The organism is Streptomyces sp. CB02980 (assembly GCF_014451325.2).
In the GTDB taxonomy this organism is placed as follows: domain Bacteria; phylum Actinomycetota; class Actinomycetes; order Streptomycetales; family Streptomycetaceae; genus Streptomyces.
On record NZ_JACSCH020000003.1, the window covers coordinates 277,482 to 292,752 of the forward strand.

At 72.6% G+C, this 15,271-nt stretch carries 15 protein-coding genes; 8 read left to right on the forward strand and 7 right to left on the reverse strand.

The window, feature by feature from the left end; all coding sequences use genetic code 11:
* The first annotated feature begins 116 nt into the window (after positions 1-116).
* Both E0F75_RS08180 and E0F75_RS08185 read left to right on the forward strand, forming a co-directional pair.
* Positions 117-320: a cold-shock protein gene (locus E0F75_RS08180; RefSeq protein WP_055598357.1), complete on the forward strand. Its 204-nt coding sequence runs from the start codon at positions 117-119 to the stop codon at positions 318-320.
* 208 nt (positions 321-528) lie between these two features.
* Positions 529-801: an SCO5918 family protein gene (locus E0F75_RS08185; protein ID WP_030323683.1), complete on the forward strand. Its 273-nt coding sequence runs from the start codon at positions 529-531 to the stop codon at positions 799-801.
* Positions 802-824: 23 nt separating this feature from the next.
* Here E0F75_RS08185 and E0F75_RS08190 read toward each other — a convergent pair whose 3' ends face one another.
* Both E0F75_RS08190 and E0F75_RS08195 read right to left on the reverse strand, forming a co-directional pair.
* Entirely contained in the window at positions 825-1,184 is a 360-nt protein-coding gene (locus E0F75_RS08190; RefSeq protein WP_187621828.1) for a hypothetical protein, read from the reverse strand.
* A gap of 128 nt (positions 1,185-1,312) precedes the next feature.
* Positions 1,313-1,912 (reverse strand): MBL fold metallo-hydrolase, encoded by a 600-nt coding sequence (locus E0F75_RS08195; protein WP_030323687.1) that lies wholly within the window; start codon positions 1,910-1,912, stop codon positions 1,313-1,315.
* A 216-nt stretch (positions 1,913-2,128) separates the two neighbouring features.
* Between E0F75_RS08195 and E0F75_RS08200 the strand changes: the two genes are divergently transcribed.
* From E0F75_RS08200 to E0F75_RS08215, 4 genes are all read left to right on the forward strand, one after another.
* Complete coding sequence (locus E0F75_RS08200) at positions 2,129-3,091, forward strand: GlxA family transcriptional regulator (RefSeq protein WP_187621829.1); 963 nt, start codon at positions 2,129-2,131, stop codon at positions 3,089-3,091.
* Positions 3,092-3,250: 159 nt separating this feature from the next.
* Positions 3,251-4,714: an APC family permease gene (locus tag E0F75_RS08205; RefSeq protein WP_187621830.1), complete on the forward strand. Its 1,464-nt coding sequence runs from the start codon at positions 3,251-3,253 to the stop codon at positions 4,712-4,714.
* Positions 4,711-5,148, forward strand: a complete 438-nt coding sequence (locus tag E0F75_RS08210; protein WP_187621831.1) for a hypothetical protein — start codon at positions 4,711-4,713, stop codon at positions 5,146-5,148. The genes E0F75_RS08205 and E0F75_RS08210 overlap by 4 nt, the downstream gene beginning before the upstream one ends.
* A gap of 184 nt (positions 5,149-5,332) precedes the next feature.
* Positions 5,333-6,292 (forward strand): D-2-hydroxyacid dehydrogenase family protein, encoded by a 960-nt coding sequence (locus E0F75_RS08215; RefSeq protein WP_187621832.1) that lies wholly within the window; start codon positions 5,333-5,335, stop codon positions 6,290-6,292.
* Between the two features lie 99 nt (positions 6,293-6,391).
* Here E0F75_RS08215 and E0F75_RS08220 read toward each other — a convergent pair whose 3' ends face one another.
* From E0F75_RS08220 to E0F75_RS08235, 4 genes are all read right to left on the reverse strand, one after another.
* Entirely contained in the window at positions 6,392-6,748 is a 357-nt protein-coding gene (locus E0F75_RS08220; protein WP_055598364.1) for a GntR family transcriptional regulator, read from the reverse strand.
* Between the two features lie 2 nt (positions 6,749-6,750).
* Positions 6,751-7,710: a hypothetical protein gene (locus E0F75_RS08225; RefSeq protein ID WP_187621833.1), complete on the reverse strand. Its 960-nt coding sequence runs from the start codon at positions 7,708-7,710 to the stop codon at positions 6,751-6,753.
* Between the two features lie 331 nt (positions 7,711-8,041).
* Positions 8,042-8,917 (reverse strand): alpha/beta fold hydrolase, encoded by an 876-nt coding sequence (locus E0F75_RS08230; protein WP_187621834.1) that lies wholly within the window; start codon positions 8,915-8,917, stop codon positions 8,042-8,044.
* 93 nt (positions 8,918-9,010) lie between these two features.
* Complete coding sequence (locus E0F75_RS08235; RefSeq protein ID WP_194480333.1) at positions 9,011-9,454, reverse strand: MarR family winged helix-turn-helix transcriptional regulator; 444 nt, start codon at positions 9,452-9,454, stop codon at positions 9,011-9,013.
* 92 nt (positions 9,455-9,546) lie between these two features.
* On the opposite strand from E0F75_RS08235, the gene E0F75_RS08240 reads away from it, so the two are divergent.
* Both E0F75_RS08240 and abc-f read left to right on the forward strand, forming a co-directional pair.
* Complete coding sequence (locus tag E0F75_RS08240) at positions 9,547-9,894, forward strand: DoxX family protein (RefSeq protein WP_187621836.1); 348 nt, start codon at positions 9,547-9,549, stop codon at positions 9,892-9,894.
* A 150-nt stretch (positions 9,895-10,044) separates the two neighbouring features.
* A complete protein-coding gene (gene abc-f, locus E0F75_RS08245) occupies positions 10,045-11,643 on the forward strand; it encodes a ribosomal protection-like ABC-F family protein (RefSeq protein ID WP_187621837.1) in 1,599 nt (532 codons plus the stop codon).
* Here abc-f and cobN read toward each other — a convergent pair.
* The gene (gene cobN / locus E0F75_RS08250; protein ID WP_187621838.1) at positions 11,640-15,251 is read right to left on the reverse strand and encodes a cobaltochelatase subunit CobN; all 3,612 of its coding nucleotides are present in this window, start codon (positions 15,249-15,251) and stop codon (positions 11,640-11,642) included. The two genes, abc-f and cobN, sit on opposite strands and share 4 nt — an antisense overlap.
* Between the last annotated feature and the right edge of the window lie 20 nt (positions 15,252-15,271).

Below are 15,271 nucleotides of genomic sequence, written 5' to 3' on the forward strand. Positions count from 1 at the left end.
CCGGCGCTGGGCACCCTTTTTCATTTCCGGGCTTTTTTCCGGACGGGGCGATCATCGCAGCGACACGGAGCACACACTGTGTGCGCTCCGAGCACTGCCCCGAAGGAGAATTTGGTATGGCGACTGGCACCGTGAAGTGGTTCAACTCGGAAAAGGGCTTCGGCTTCATCGAGCAGGACGGTGGCGGCCCCGACGTCTTCGCCCACTACTCGAACATCGCCTCCTCCGGCTTCCGTGAGCTGCAGGAAGGCCAGAAGGTGAGCTTCGACATCGCGCAGGGCCAGAAGGGCCCGACCGCCGAGAACATCGTCCCCGCCTGACACCCGGCGCTGACGCGTAGCACAAGCTGACGAGCTGAGGCCCGCACCTTTGGGGTGCGGGCCTCAGCTCTTTGCAACCCTGAGAACCGCGCTACCTCAGTACCGTGCAGTACCTCGTAGAACCGCTTCGTACCCTTCAGTACCCCTCATCGGCTGCGGGAATTTCCTGGCCGGCCCCCTTCTGGACCACTTCTCCGCAGGAGTCACCATGCGCTGTGTCATCGCCCGCTTCCCGTTCGAGCTGACCAAAGCCGGCGTGATCGAATCCATGAAGGGCGTCAAGCCCGAGCCCGCGATCGGTGACGTCGTCGTCATCGGGCGGCGCCAGTACCCCGTGAAGCAGGTCGGTGAGGTCGTCACCCGCCAGGACCGCCGCGACTTCAGCGTCGGCGAGGTCGTGCGGGCCATGACGAAGCTCGGCTTCACCTGCCTCACGGTCACCGCCGAGGAGCAGGCCTCACCCTCCGAGACGACCTTCTGACCGGTCGACGCCCTTCTGATCGGTCAGTGATCGGAATAGCTGAAGTCGCCCACCGTCCAGGCGCTGACGTCCTCGAGGGCGACGCGGTACATGCCGCCGGTCTCCGGGATGCCCACCGTGCCCTGGAGGATCCGGGCGAGGTGGAAGTGCAGGTGGGTGGGTGGCCCGTCCGCGCGTTCGGAAGGGCTGAAGACGCCGGAGAACTCGCCCAGGCGGGCGGAGTCCGTCAGGACCTCCGACACCCGCTGTCGCCACAGGGCTTCCGGGGCCAGTCGACCGGTGAGGACCGCACCCCCCACGACCACCGTCATGGACATCTGATTGCTCTGCCCGGACTCCACCGTGGCGGCAATGTCAACGAGCAGCTCGTCAGGTTTCGACATGGAAGTCCATTCTAGGCGGCACTCCGGCCCCGTGGCCGTACCGCGGCAGCACCGCGGTCGGACCTCCACCGCGCCTCGACCGGACCTCGGCCGGGCCGCGGTCGCGCCCGCCCCTGCCCCACTGCCCGCTACAGCGGCGCCGTGTCGTCCGCCGGGAACGCCGGGCCGTGGCCCGGGACGATCACGTCGGCCGTGGCCAGGACGCGGAGACGCGAGTCCTTGAGGACCGTGTGGTCGGGGGCCACCGGGTCCTCCACCGGGCCGTTCGGCCGCCACCACAGGTCACCCACGAAGGCGACGACGCCCGTGTCGGTGCCGGCGAGGAGGGTGATGTCCTCGGGGCTGTGGCCGGGGGTACGGATCAGCCGCAGCGACGGGGCCAGCTCGTGGCCCTCCGCGTCGCGGTCGGTCCACTGGTCGTTCTCGTAGATCGCCTTGTGGTCGTGGACTCGGGCCCGGCCGAAGAGGCCGACGTTCATGGTGTTGTCGGGGTGGTGGTGGCTGAGCACCACGTCGGTGATGTCGTCCGGTCCCAGGCCGAGTTCGGCGAGCGGGCCGAGGATCCGGTCGCGGCTCGCCACCATCCCGGGGTCGACGATCACATGCCGGTCGCCGTCCCGCACGTACGAGACGGTGGCGGCGACCCCGGGGCCCGTGGAGAGCGTGTATCCGGTGGTCAGGATCGTGTAGGTGGCGGTGCGGGCGCTCGGTGCGTCGTGGTTCGTCATGTCCCCAAGTCTTCTGCGCGGCGCCGATCTTCACGAGTGGCCGTACTGCCATCGATCGCGGGAATCGTGCCATCGTCGTTCCGGCCTCGCGGCCATCGTCATCGTTCCGTCCTCACGGCCATCGTTCTCGTTCCGGCCTCGCGCCCGCGTCGGGCCCTGGTCACCGGTGCCACCGCCATCGGTACCGATCCCGGGCCCCGTGCCACACTCGGCCCCATGCCGCCCTTCGTCACCGTCGCCGCCTACGCCCCGCACGGGGTCGGCATGCTCGGCGCGGGCATCGTCTCCGAGGTGTTCGACGCGCGCGGCGGCGGCCTTCCGCTCTTCGACTTCGCGCTCTGCACCGACCGGCCCGGAAACGTCCGCACCGACGTCGGTCTGCCCCTCGTGGTCGAGCACGGTCTGGACCGGCTGGCCGCCGCCGACCTCGTGATCGCCCTGCCCTGGGCCGAGTTCCGTACCCCTCCGGGGCCCGACGTGCTCGACGCGCTGACCGCCGCCCACGCGCGCGGGGCGCTCGTCGCCGCCCACTGCGTCGGGGCGTTCGCGCTCGCCGCGGCCGGGCTGCTCGACGGGCGGCGGGCCACCACGCACTGGCGGTTCGCCGGACTCCTGGCCGAACGCCACCCGGACGTCACCGTCGAACCCGACGCCCTCTACGTCGACCAGGGCCCCATCGTCACGGGCGCGGGCGCCGCCGCCGGCTTCGACCTCTGCCTGCATCTGCTGCGCCGGGAGTACGGGGCCACCACGGCCAACGCCATCGCCCGGGACCTGGTGCTCCCCTCCCACCGGGACGGCGGCCAGGCCCAGTACCTCGCCACGCCCGTACCCGAGGACAGCCGGGACGACCGGCTCACCGACGTCCTCGCCTGGGCCCGGGAGCATCTCCACGAGCCGCTTCCCGTCGCGGAGCTGGCCCGCCGGGCACTGATGAGCCGCCGCTCCTTCGCGCGCAGGTTCGCCGCCTCCACGGGCACCACCCCGCACGCGTGGCTGCTCTCCCTCCGGCTGAGCCGGGCCGAGGAGCTCCTGGAGACCACGGACCTGCCGGTCGAGGAGATCGCCCACGCGGTCGGCTTCGGGAGCGCGGCGGTGCTCCGCGCCCAGTTCGTCCGCCGCCGCGGCGTCCCGCCCCGGTCGTACCGCCGTTCCTTCACCCGTACGCCCACCGTCTGAGCTGGGACCCGCCGCCCACCGTCTGAGCTCGGACCCGCGCCGCGGCCGTCAGGGCCGGGTGGGCCCGCGCGCCGGGTCCCCCGTACGGACGCGCTCCGCTTGTGGAAGGCCCCCGCACGACCGAGCTTGGGCTCATCGCGCGACCCGAGGGAGGGCCCCATGAGCAGTATCGACACGCCGGCCGACGTACCCAGACCGCGGGCGGCGACGCGGCCGGCGCCCACCACCCTCACCTGGGTGACGCTCGCCCTGATGACCACCGCGTCGGTGGCGAGTCTGCGGGCCGCGCCCACCATGGCCGTCTACGGCCTGGCCTGCGTGTTCCTCTACCTCGTCCCGGCGATCGTGTTCCTGCTGCCGACCGCCCTGGTCTCCGCGGAGCTCGCCTCCGGCTGGAACGGCGGCGTGTACCGGTGGGTCTCGGAGGGGCTGTCGAAGCCGCTCGGATTCCTTGCCGTGTGGTGCCAGTTCGCGATGACGATCTTCTACTATCCGAGCCTGCTCGGGTTCGTCGCGTCCACCATCGCCTACATCATCGACCCGGCACTCGCCTCCAGCGGCCCGTACACCGCGATCGTCATCGTGGTCCTCTACTGGACGGGCGTGTGGATCTCCTCGCGCGGCACGAAGGCACTGGCCGGACTCGCCAGCTGGGGTCTGATCATCGGGACCCTGATCCCCGGCACCCTGCTGGTGGTCCTCGGCATGGTCTTCCTCGGCCAGGGCAACCCCTCGGCCGCCCCGATGACCGCCGCGAACCTCTTCCCGCAGTGGACGGGCCTCGCCAGCCTCGTCCTGATCGTCAACAACTTCCTGTCGTACTCCGGCATGGAGATGAACGCCGTGCACGTCTCCTCGCTCAAGGACCCGGCGAAGGAGTACCCCAAGTCGATGTTCCTGGCGATGGGCCTGGTGCTGCTGATCTTCATCCTGCCGGCGCTCGCCATCAGCTGGGTCGTACCCGCCGACCAGCTCAGCCTCACGGCGGGCGTGATGCAGGCCTTCGACGCCTTCTTCGCGTACTTCAACATCGGCTGGCTCACCCCGATCGCCGCCGTCGCCCTGGTGTCCGCCTCCCTCGGCGGCATGCTCACCTGGCTCGCAGGCCCCTCGAAGGGCCTCCTGGAGATCTCCCGCCAGGAGGGCTACCTGCCGCCGTACCTGCAGAAGCTGAACAAGAACGGCATTCAGCAGAACATCCTTGTTTCCCAGGGTGTCGTCACCACGGTCATCGCCCTCGGGTACGCGCTGATCCCGAACGTCTCCAGCGTCTACTGGATCTTCTCGGTCATCACCACGCAGGTGTATCTGATCGTCTACCTGCTGATGTTCGCCGCGGCGATGCGGCTGCGGAAGACCCAGCCCGACCACCCCCGCGGCTACCGCGCACCCGCGCTCGGCGTGCTGTGCGTCGTCGGCCTGCTCGCCTCGGTCGCCGCCCTGTGCATCGGCTTCATCCCGAGCTCGCAGTTCGGCAGCGGCAGCGTCTGGGCGTACGTCGCCATCGTCGGCGGCGGCCTCGTCCTCCTGGGCCTGCTCATCCCGTGGGCCTTCCTGAAGTTCCGCAAGCCGAGCTGGAAGACGGCCGCCGCCACCACTCCGAGCGAGGGAGAGCAGGCATGAGCCCCACCCGCTTCGCCTCCGAGCACAAATGGATCTACTGGGGCGCGATCGTGATCCTCGTCGGCCTCGTCATCACCGGCCTCGTCCGGTACGAGGCGGTGAAGACGAACAACGAGACCGCGGCCAAGGCCAACCAGCTCCGGGACGAGCTGGTGCAGGCCGGATACCCGGCCCCCGACACCGAGACCCTCGAACGGGTCCTCGGCACCGACGGCGGCCCGGTCTGCGACGATCCGGGCAGCGCCCTGAAGACGGCGCTGTGGAAGATCCAGCAGGGGAACGGTGCCGCCGGCCCCGGGATGCGTCCTGTCATCACCGACGCCAAGGCCGTCGAGGTCGAGCGGCTCGTCCTCCAGGTCTACTGCCCGGACGAGGTCGACGACTTCGAGGACTCCCTGAACGACCTCAAGACCGACGACACCGTCCGTCGGTGAGGTGCGGGGGCCCGGGCTCCCCCGCACCGCCTGCGACGATCACAGCGGCCGCCCGGGGCCGTGCGGGGCAGCCGGTGGAGCAGCCTGCGGGGGCAACCGGCGGAGCAGCCTGCGGGGGGCAGCCGGTGGAGCAGCCTGCGGGGGCAACCCCCGCCGCCCCCGGGCCGTGCGCGATCATGCCGTCATGAAGCTGCGCTGCGCCGTACTCGACGACTACCAGGGCGTGGCCCTGACCTCCGCCGACTGGAGCCCGCTCGCCGACCGCGTCGACGTACGCGTCCTGCGCGAGCACCTCACCGACCGGGACGCGCTCGTCGCGGCCGTCGAGGACTGCGAGATCCTCGTCGTCATGCGGGAGCGGACCCCCGTCGACGCCGAGCTCCTGGCCCGGCTCCCCCGGCTCCGGCTCCTCGTCACCTCCGGGATGCGCAACGCCTCCGTCGACGTCGCCGCCGCACGCGCGCGCGGGGTCACCGTCTGCGGCACGGCGAGCAGTTCCGAGCCGCCCACCGAACTCACCTGGGCGCTCCTCCTCGGCCTGGCCCGGCACGTACCGGCCGAGGCGCGGGCGCTGCGCGAGGGCGGGCCCTGGCAGTCCACCGTCGGCGCCGACCTGGCGGGCCGGACCCTCGGTCTCGTCGGTCTCGGCAAGATCGGCGCCCGGGTGGCCCGGATCGGCCTCGCCTTCGGGATGGACGTGCGCGCGTGGAGCCCGAACCTGACGGAGGAGCGGGCCGCCGAGCACGGCGTGCGGTGCGCGAAGGACAAGCGGGAGCTGTTCACGGACAGCGACTTCGTCTCGCTCCACATGGTGCTCTCGGACCGGACCCGCGGCCTGGTCGGGGAGCCCGAGCTGCGGGCGATGCGCCCGCACGCGTACCTCGTCAACACCTCCCGGGCGGGGCTCGTCGACGGCGGTGCGCTGCTGCGGGCGCTGCGCGAGGGGTCGATCGCGGGGGCCGGGCTCGATGTCTTCGAGACGGAGCCGCTGCCCGCGGACGATCCGCTGCGGTCCCTGCCGAACGTGCTCGCGCTGCCGCACCTCGGCTATGTGACGGAGGGGAACTACGGACGGTACTTCGGGCAGGCGGTGGAGGACATCGAGGCGTTTCTGGCGGGTGCGCCGGTACGGGAGTTGGGCTGAGCCGGCCGCTGAGGCGGCCCGGTCCCGGGCGCCGGTCACTCGGGCTCGTCCGCACCAGGTGCCGTGACCTGCCCGGGCTCGTCCGCGCGTCGCCGTGACCTAGGCCAGGCTCGTCCGCGCCAGTTCCACGAACTCCTCGTCCGTCAGGCCCAGTTCGCGGGCGTCCGCTGCCGCCTCGCGGAGCCGGGAGACCAGGCGGGCGCGGTCGGGGGCGGTGGCGCCGGGGACGATGAGGGCGCCGCGGCCCCGGCGGAGTTCGATCAGGCCCTCCTCGCGGAGCCGCTGATAGCCCCGGAGGACGGTGTGGACGTTGACGCCGAGGGAGTCGGCGAGTTCCCGGGCGGCCGGGAGGCGCTCGCCGGGCGCGGCGGAGCCGTCGGCGAGGGCGCCGCGGACGCAGGCGGCGATCTGGTCGCCGAGGGGCACGGCGGAGGCCGGGTCGACACGGAAGAGCACGGTCAGACCTTCCCATGCCGTTCGGCGAGCGTGTTGAGGAGGGCGGCGGCGGTGTGCGCGTCGGGCACGGTGACCGCGAACTCGCGGCCGTCGACCCGCCGTACGACGAGGGCCTCGCCGGAGTGCAGCACCACGCCCGTACGGCCGGCTCGGACCCGGTAGCCCCAGCCGCCGTAGTCGGCGAGCACGGCGGCGGTGTCGAGCTCCCGGACGCTCGCACCGGTGACCTCGTCGAGCGGCACGCGCACGCGTGGCCGGGAGACGAACGAGGGCCGGACGGTGACACCGCGCCGGTCGACGGTGACCCGGACCCGGGCGAGGGCCAGCCCCGGTACGCCGACGGCCAGGCCGAGCAGCGCGAGCAGGGCGCCGGGCCAGGGCGCGAGGACCAGGCCGACCGGGACGGCGACGAGGGCGAGCGCCGCGAGGACGGTCAGCGGCCGGGAGTCGGTGGCGCGGGTCCAGCCGGCGACCTCGCTCGCGCCGAGCGTGAGCCGGGGTGCGTCGGGCTCGCCCGCGGGGGCGTCCGCTCGTTCACCGGCCGGTACGAGGCGGGTCAGCGCCCAGCCCGCGAGGGCGCACAGGGCGGCGACCGCCGCGCCGAGCGCCAGGTTGGTGAGCGGAGAGACGACCAGGACCGGGTCGACGGCGTCCAGGTTGTCCCGTACGAGGAGGGCGAGCAGTGTTCCGGCGAAGCCGGCCGTCGCCCATGCGCCCCAGAGCGCGGTACGGCGGACGAGGACCGTCCAGCCGGTGCCGAGTCCGACGAGCAGGGCGACGCTGATGACGGTGAACGCGGTGCGGCCGGTGAAGCCGTCGGCGCGGCCGCCGTCGCCCCCGGAGAAGTGGGTGGCGAGGGTGTCGGGGATCCGGTCGTCCCAGACGGCGAGCAGCGTCAGCCAGCCGACGAGGGTGAGGGCGAACGGGAACGCGGCGAGCGCGCGAAGGCGGCGTGTGGTCACCGGATTCGGCGGTGTCGCGGATGTCCCGGGTTTCGCCGGAGTGGCGGGCGGCACGGCGGGTGTGGACGGCCTGGCTCGGTTCATGAGAAACCCTCCCTTGTTCGCATCAGGATAGAACAAGTTGTTCGCACTCCGCTAGAACAACTCGCCTCTGCTTCCGGATGCGGATTCCGTCCACAGCTTGCCGAATGACCCAAATGCCGACGAATGGGGAGATCTTCATGCGTGACTCGGCGGCGACCCGCAGAACCTGGTCGAGCTGGGGCTCGGCAACGTCGACGCGGCGGCGGCCGTGGGGGCCGCCGCCGCGACGAGGAGCTGACGCAGAGGTTCAGTTGGCGTTGTCGTCGAGGACCGCGCGCAGCGCCTCGGCGAACTCCGCCGGAGCGCCCTGCTGGCCGAACTCACCGCCCAGGAAGCCGCCGTGGTGGCTCGGGAAGACGGCGAGCGGGGTGCCGACGCCCTCGGCGACGGCGACCGCCGCGCGGGCGGCGAAGGTGTCCTCGGACTCCTTGCCGGCCGCGACGACGATCCGGGTCGGCGCGGCGCGCAGGGCCGTGAAGTCGGGGACGTAGGAGGTGCAGCCGCGCATGTTCTGGCCGAGCAGCGGGTCGCCGCGCGAGCCGTCGTCCTCGGCCGGCAGGCCGAACGCGGCCGGGGAGGGGGCGGGCTCCTCGGCCCAGTTCGCCGGGAACTCGCCCTTGCGGGAGGTCAGCGCCAGGAACTTGGCCATCGCCGGCCCCCAGCCGTCCCGCAGATAGGTGGCGTGGACGTCCGCGCAGACCTCCAGGGCCGCCTCGCGGTCCGGGACGACCTGGGCGGTCGGGGGCTCGTGCGCGACCAGGGTGTGCACCAGGTCGCCGCGCCGGGCGACCAGCGCGAGGGCGTTGACCGCGCCGCCGCTGCTCGCGAAGACGTCCACGGGGCCGGCGCCGAGCGCCTCGACCAGCCGGGCCAGGTCGTCGGCGTGCTCCTCGGGGAGCGTCTCCGTCGCGCCGTCGGTGCGCTCGCTGCGGGACACCCCGCGCGGGTCGTACGTGACGACGGTGCGGTCGGCGAAGTGGGAGGCGAGCGTGGTGAAGCCGGTGGCGTCCATCGGGGAGCCGATCAGCAGCAGGGGGCGCTCGCCGGTCCCGGTGCCGGGGCGTACGTCGTAGCGCAGGGTCGCGCCGGCGGTGTCCAGGACGCGGGTGTCGGTCTCGACCATGGTCGTCTCCTCGGTGGTGGGCCATGCGGCTGTTCATCGGGGTAGACCCCCGGCCCCACCGGAACTCATCGGTCGCGCGCGCGCTTCGGGGATCTACCCGGCGTCGCACTCGTGATCGGCCGCGTCCACGACGACCCGGTCCAGCAGGCCGCGCAACAGGACCTGTTCGGCTGCGGTGAGGTCGCCGAAGAGCTCGCGCTCGGCCGCGCTCACGGCCGCGTCGACCCGGTCCAGGGCGGCCGCGCCCGCCTCGGTGATCTCCACGATGTGGCGGCGCCGGTCGGCAGGGTCGCGCCGCCGCTCGGCGAGCCCCTCCGACTCCAGCTCGTTGAGGATCGCGACCAGTTGGCTGGGATCGACCTCCATGGCGGCGGCCAGCTCGCGCTGGCTCATGGACCCGGGGGCGAGCTGCATCAGCGTCATCGCGTTCCTCGGGTGAAGTCCGGCGACGCCCAGGGCGGCGCGGATGCGCGCACCGGTGAGCTCCCCGCGGAAGGAGAGGAGGAAGCCGAGGCGGTCGGTCGGGAGAGCTGCCATGTCCTCCACCGTAGCAGCGGCCCTATTGTGGAGCGAGGGAAATCGTTGATACAGTTCAATGATTGAGGCACTCAGACCATTGGAGTACGTCCATGTTTATCGGTTATGTCGTCGTCGCCGCGCTGCTCGCCCTCGCACTCTCGGCCTCGGCCTTCCTGACCTTCACCCGCAACCCGCAGATCGTCGGCAGCATGACCAAGCTCGACGTGCCGGATTCCTGGCTGCCACGCCTGGCGACGCTGAAGGCGGCGGGCGCGCTCGGCCTGCTCGCGGGGCTCGCCGTGCCGGCGCTCGGCGGGGCGGCGGCGATCGGCGTCGCGCTCTACTTCATCGGCGCCCTGATCACCCACCTGCGGGCGAAGGACTACGAGGTGGCGCCGGTCGTGGTCATCACCCTGCTCGCGATAGCCGCGCTGGTGCTGCGCACGGTCTCGGCCTGACCCCCGATCCAGCGCTCGCGATCCAACGAGACGGAACGTCTTGCGGAGAGGTCGCATCTGGAGTACCGTCGACGACATAAGACGAGACGTCTCGTCTTGATCTGGTCCCGCCCTGGTCCTGATCCGTCGTCGACGTACAGGAGATCGCCCTTGTTCCGTGTCCAACTCACCGACGTCAGCAAGCGCTACGACGACCGGCACGTCCAGCACAGGACCGTGCTCGACCGGATCTCCCTCACCGTCCGCCCCGGTGAACGCCTCGGCGTCGTCGGCGACAACGGCTCCGGGAAGTCCACCCTCCTCCGGCTCCTCGCCGGTCTGGAGACCGCCGACAACGGCACGGTGACCGTCGAGTCCCCCGGCGGCCTCGGCCACCTCGCCCAGACCCTGGACCTTCCCCCGACCGCGACCGTCGGAGACGCCGTCGACCACGTGCTCGCGGACGTACGGGAGCTGGAGCGGGCGATCCGGGCGGCCGAGGCGGAGCTCGCCGAGACCGGTGACCTCGCCGGGTACGCGGAGCTGCTCGCCGCCTACGAGGCTCGGGGCGGCGCCGGGGCCGACCGGCGGGTCGAGACCACGCTCCGGCGGCTCGGCGAACCCGGCCCGCTCGACCGGGCCCGACCCCTGGGCACCCTCTCGGGCGGACAGCGGTCCCGGCTCGCGCTCGCCGCCGTCCTCGCCGCCGAACCCGAACTGCTGCTGCTCGACGAGCCGACCAACGACCTCGACGACGAGGCCGTGGCCTGGCTGGAGGAGCGGCTGCGCGCCCACCGGGGCACGGTCGTGGCCGTCTCCCACGACCGGGTCTTCCTCGACCGGGTCACCACCGCCGTCCTGGAGGTCGACGAGGACCGCCACACCGTCCGCCGCTACGGCAACGGCTACGCCGGCTATCTCGCCGGGCGCGCCGCCGAACGGGCCCGCAGACAGCGGGAGCACGAGGAGTGGAAGGCCGAGCTCACCCGGTACAGGGCGCTCGCCGACACGAACATCGACCGGTTCTCGGCCATCCCGCGCAAGGCGCCGGCCTCGTTCAGCGGGGCGGGGGCCTTCCGGGCCCGGTCACGGGCGCACGGGGCGATGAGCCGGATCCGGGCCGCCCGCGAGCGGCTCGCCCGGCTGACCACCGACCCGGTGCCGGCTCCCCCGGAACCGCTGCGGTTCCGCGCGGAGCTCAGGGGGGAGGGCGTGCCCGTCGACCTCGCCGGCGTCCGCGTGGACGGCCGGCTCCGGCTCGACGCCCTGCACCTCGACGCGGGAGAGCGCCTCCTGGTCACCGGGCCGAACGGCGCCGGGAAGAGCACCCTCCTGAAGGTGCTCGCGGGCGAACTCGCCCCGGACGCGGGCACGGTGGAGGTGCCTGCCCAGGTGGGCACGCTCCGTCAGGAGACGGCCCCGCCCACCGACCCCCGTACGGTGGGCGAGGCCTTCGGAGCGGACCGTACGGACGAACTGCTCGCCCTCGGTCTCTTCTCCGCCGGGGACCTGACGACCCCGGTCCGGTATCTGTCGACAGGACAGCGCCGGAAACTCGAACTGGCGCGTCTCGTCACCGAACCGGCCGATCTGCTCCTCCTCGACGAGCCGACCAACCATCTGGCCCCGGCGCTCGTGGAGGAGATCGAGGCCGCGCTCGCGCACTACCCGGGCACGCTGGTCGTGGTCACCCACGACCGGCGCCTCAGGGAGGGCTTCCGGGGCCGCCGCCTGGAACTGGCACCGGCCCCCGCCCTGGTGAGGACCTAGTCCTCGTCGGAGGCGCCTTCGAGGTCGCCCTCGGTCTCCAGGAACACCTGGCGCAGCGCGGCCAGGGTCTCCGGGTCCGGCTTCTCCCACATGCCGCGCGACTCGGCCTCCAGGAGCCGCTCCGCGATGCCGTGCAGGGCCCAGGGATTGGCCTCCTTCAGGAAGGCCTGGTTCTCGGCGTCGAGGACGTACTCCTGGGTGAGCTTGTCGTACATCCAGTCGGCGACGACGCCGGTCGTGGCGTCGTACCCGAAGAGGTAGTCGACGGTCGCCGCCAGCTCGAACGCGCCCTTGTAGCCGTGGCGGCGCATCGCCTCGATCCAGCGCGGGTTGACCACGCGGGCGCGGAAGACCCGGGAGGTCTCCTCGACGAGCGTCCGGGTGCGGACGGTCTCGGGGCGGGTCGAGTCGCCGATGTACGCCTCGGGGGCCGTGCCCTTGAGCGCGCGGACGGTCGCGACCATGCCGCCGTGGTACTGGAAGTAGTCGTCGGAGTCGGCGATGTCGTGCTCACGGGTGTCGGTGTTCTTCGCGGCCACCGCGATCCGCTTGTACGCCGTCTCCATCTCGGCGCGCGCCGGGCGGCCTTCGAGCCCGCGCCCGTACGCGTACCCGCCCCACACCGTGTACACCTCGGCGAGGTCCGCGTCGGTGCGCCAGTCGCGGGAGTCGATCAGCTGGAGGATGCCCGCGCCGTACGTGCCCGGCCGGGAGCCGAAGATACGGGTCGTGGCGCGCCGCTCGTCGCCGTGCTCGGCGAGGTCGGCCTGCGCGTGCGCCCGGACGTAGTTGTCCTCTGCGGACTCGCCCTCCAGGCCGGCGACCAGTCGTACGGCGTCGTCGAGGAGACCGATGACGTGCGGGAACGCGTCCCGGAAGAAGCCCGAGATGCGCAGGGTGACATCGACGCGCGGGCGGCCGAGCTCGGCGAGCGGGATCGGCTCCAGGCCGTTCACCCGGCGCGAGGCCTCGTCCCACAGCGGGCGGACGCCCAGCAGGGCGAGCGCCTCGGCGACGTCGTCACCGGCGGTGCGCATCGCGCTGGTGCCCCACAGGGAGAGGCCCACGGACGTCGGCCACTCGCCGTTGTCGGTGCGGTAGCGCTCCAGGAGCGAGTCGGCGAGCGCCTGACCGGTCTCCCAGGCGAGCCGGGACGGCACGGCCTTCGGGTCGACCGAGTAGAAGTTCCGGCCGGTCGGCAGGACGTTGACCAGGCCGCGCAGCGGCGAACCGGACGGGCCGGCCGGGACGAAGCCGCCGTTCAGGGCATGCACGGCGTGGGTGAGCTCGTCGGTGGTGGCGGCCAGTCGCGGCACCACCTGCTCGCAGGCGAAGCGGAGCACGGCGTGCACCTCGGAGCCGTACGCGGCGGCGACCGCCGGGACCGCGTCCACGGACCAGTCCGCCGCCTCCATCGCCTCGACCAGCTCGCGGGCCTTCGCCTCCGCCTCGTCGGCGGTGGTGCGGGTCGCGGCCGACTCGTCGAGACCGAGGGCCTCGCGCAGACCGGGCAGGGCCTGCGTGCCGCCCCAGATCTGGCGGGCGCGCAGGATGGAGAGGACCAGGTTGACCCGGCCCTCGCCCTCCGGGGCGCCGCCGAGGACGTGCAGACCGTCGCGGATCTGGGCGTCCTTGACCTCGCACAGCCAGCCGTCGACGTGCAGCAGGAAGTCGTCGAAGCCGTCGTCCTCGGGGCGCTGCTGCAGGCCCAGGTCGTGGTCGAGCTTGGCGGCCTGGATGAGCGTCCAGATCTGGGCGCGGATCGCGGGCAGCTTCGCCGGGTCCATCGACGAGATCTGCGCATACTCGTCGAGCAGCTGCTCCAGGCGCGCGATGTCGCCGTACGAGTCGGCGCGGGCCATCGGCGGCACCAGGTGGTCGACGAGCGTGGCGTGCACGCGGCGCTTGGCCTGGGTGCCCTCGCCCGGGTCGTTGACCAGGAACGGGTAGATCAGCGGGATGTCGCCGAGGGCCGCGTCGGGGCCGCAGGCGGCGGACAGACCGGCGTTCTTGCCGGGCAGCCACTCCAGGTTGCCGTGCTTGCCCAGGTGCACCATGGCGTCGGCGCCGAAGCCGCCGTCCTCGGCGCGGGCCGCGATCCAGCGGTAGGCGGCCAGGTAGTGGTGGGACGGCGGGAGATCGGGGTCGTGGTAGATCGCGATCGGGTTCTCGCCGAAGCCGCGCGGCGGCTGGATGAGGATCAGCAGGTTCCCGCGGCGGAGGGCCGCGAGGACGATGTCCCCCTCGGGGTTGCGCGACCGGTCCAGGAACATCTCGCCGGGCGCCGGGCCCCAGTGCTCCTCGACATGGGTCCGCAGCTCCTCGGGGAGCGTCGCGTACCAGCGCTTGTAGTCGGCGGCCGGGATGCGGACCGGGTTCTTGGCGAGCTGCTCCTCCGTCAGCCAGTCCTGGTCGTGGCCGCCGGCCTCGATGAGGGCGTAGATCAGCTCGTCGCCGTCGCCGGAGACGAGGCCGGGCAGGTCCTCGACGGGCCCGAAGTCGTACCCCTCCTCGCGGAGCCGCCGCAGCAGCGAGACGGCGGAGGCGGGGGTGTCGAGGCCGACGGCGTTGCCGATGCGGGAGTGCTTCGTCGGGTACGCGGAGAGGACGAGCGCCAGCTTCTTCTCGGCGTTCGGGATGTGCCGGAGCCGGGCGTGCCGTACGGCGATCCCGGCGACGCGGGCCGCGCGCTCGGTGTCGGCGACGTACGCGGGCAGCCCGTCCTCGTCGATCTCCTTGAAGGAGAACGGCACGGTGATGAGCCGGCCGTCGAACTCCGGGACGGCGACCTGGCTCGCGGCGTCCAGCGGGGAGAGACCCTCGTCGCTCTCCTCCCAGGCGGCGCGCGAACCGGTCAGGCAGAGGGCCTGCAGGATCGGCACGTCGAGCGCGGCCAGCGCGCCCGCGTCCCAGGCCTCCTCGTCGCCGCCGGCCTGCGCCTCCGCGGGCTTGGTGCCGCCCGCCGCGAGGACGGTGGTGACGATCGCGTCGGCGGTACGGAGGGAGTCGAGCAGCTCCGGCTCGGGGGCGCGCAGGGAGGCCACGTACAGCGGGAGGGCCTGGGCGCCGGCGTCCTCGATCGCCACGCAGAGCGCGTCGACGAAGGCGGTGTTCCCGCTCATGTGGTGGGCGCGGTAGTAGAGCACGGCGACGGTCGGGCCGGTCGTCGTGCGGGCGGCGCGCTCCAGCGGGCCCCAGGTGGGGGCGGCCGCCGGGGACTCGAAGCCGTGCCCGGTGAGCAGGACGGTGTCGGAGAGGAAGCGGGCCAGCTGCTCCAGGTTCGCGGGGCCGCCGTGCGCCAGGTAGGCGTGCGCCTCGGTGGCGACGCCGACGGGGACGGTGGACGCCTCCATCAGCTGTGCGTCGGGGGCCTGTTCGCCGCTGAGGACGACCACCGGCTTTCCGGCCGCACGCACCGAGTCGAGGCCCTCCTCCCAGGAACGGAGGCCGCCGAGGAGCCGTACGACGACGAGCTCGGCCTCGGCCAGGAGACCGGTCAGGTCGGCCAGCGGGAGACGGGCGGGGTTGGCGAAGCGGTACTCCACCGGGCCGCCGGCCGCGCGGGCGCTGAGCAGGTCGGTGTCGGAGTGCGACAGCAGCAGAAGCATGGCGAGCGCAGGCCTTCCTC

Excerpts from the sequence above, each read along its gene's own strand:
- E0F75_RS08230 (WP_187621834.1), bottom strand. The coding sequence starts at position 8,917 with ATGGTCGAGACCGACACCCGCGTCCTGGACACCGCCGGCGCGACCCTG.
- E0F75_RS08190 (WP_187621828.1), bottom strand. The coding sequence starts at position 1,184 with ATGTCGAAACCTGACGAGCTGCTCGTTGACATTGCCGCCACGGTGGAG.
- E0F75_RS08210 (WP_187621831.1), top strand. The coding sequence starts at position 4,711 with ATGAGCCCCACCCGCTTCGCCTCCGAGCACAAATGGATCTACTGGGGC.
- cobN (WP_187621838.1), bottom strand. The coding sequence starts at position 15,251 with ATGCTTCTGCTGCTGTCGCACTCCGACACCGACCTGCTCAGCGCCCGC.
- E0F75_RS08205 (WP_187621830.1), top strand. The coding sequence starts at position 3,251 with ATGAGCAGTATCGACACGCCGGCCGACGTACCCAGACCGCGGGCGGCG.
- E0F75_RS08200 (WP_187621829.1), top strand. The coding sequence starts at position 2,129 with ATGCCGCCCTTCGTCACCGTCGCCGCCTACGCCCCGCACGGGGTCGGC.
- E0F75_RS08235 (WP_194480333.1), bottom strand. The coding sequence starts at position 9,454 with ATGGCAGCTCTCCCGACCGACCGCCTCGGCTTCCTCCTCTCCTTCCGC.
- E0F75_RS08195 (WP_030323687.1), bottom strand. The coding sequence starts at position 1,912 with ATGACGAACCACGACGCACCGAGCGCCCGCACCGCCACCTACACGATC.
- E0F75_RS08180 (WP_055598357.1), top strand. The coding sequence starts at position 117 with ATGGCGACTGGCACCGTGAAGTGGTTCAACTCGGAAAAGGGCTTCGGC.
- E0F75_RS08185 (WP_030323683.1), top strand. The coding sequence starts at position 529 with ATGCGCTGTGTCATCGCCCGCTTCCCGTTCGAGCTGACCAAAGCCGGC.
- E0F75_RS08240 (WP_187621836.1), top strand. The coding sequence starts at position 9,547 with ATGTTTATCGGTTATGTCGTCGTCGCCGCGCTGCTCGCCCTCGCACTC.
- E0F75_RS08215 (WP_187621832.1), top strand. The coding sequence starts at position 5,333 with ATGAAGCTGCGCTGCGCCGTACTCGACGACTACCAGGGCGTGGCCCTG.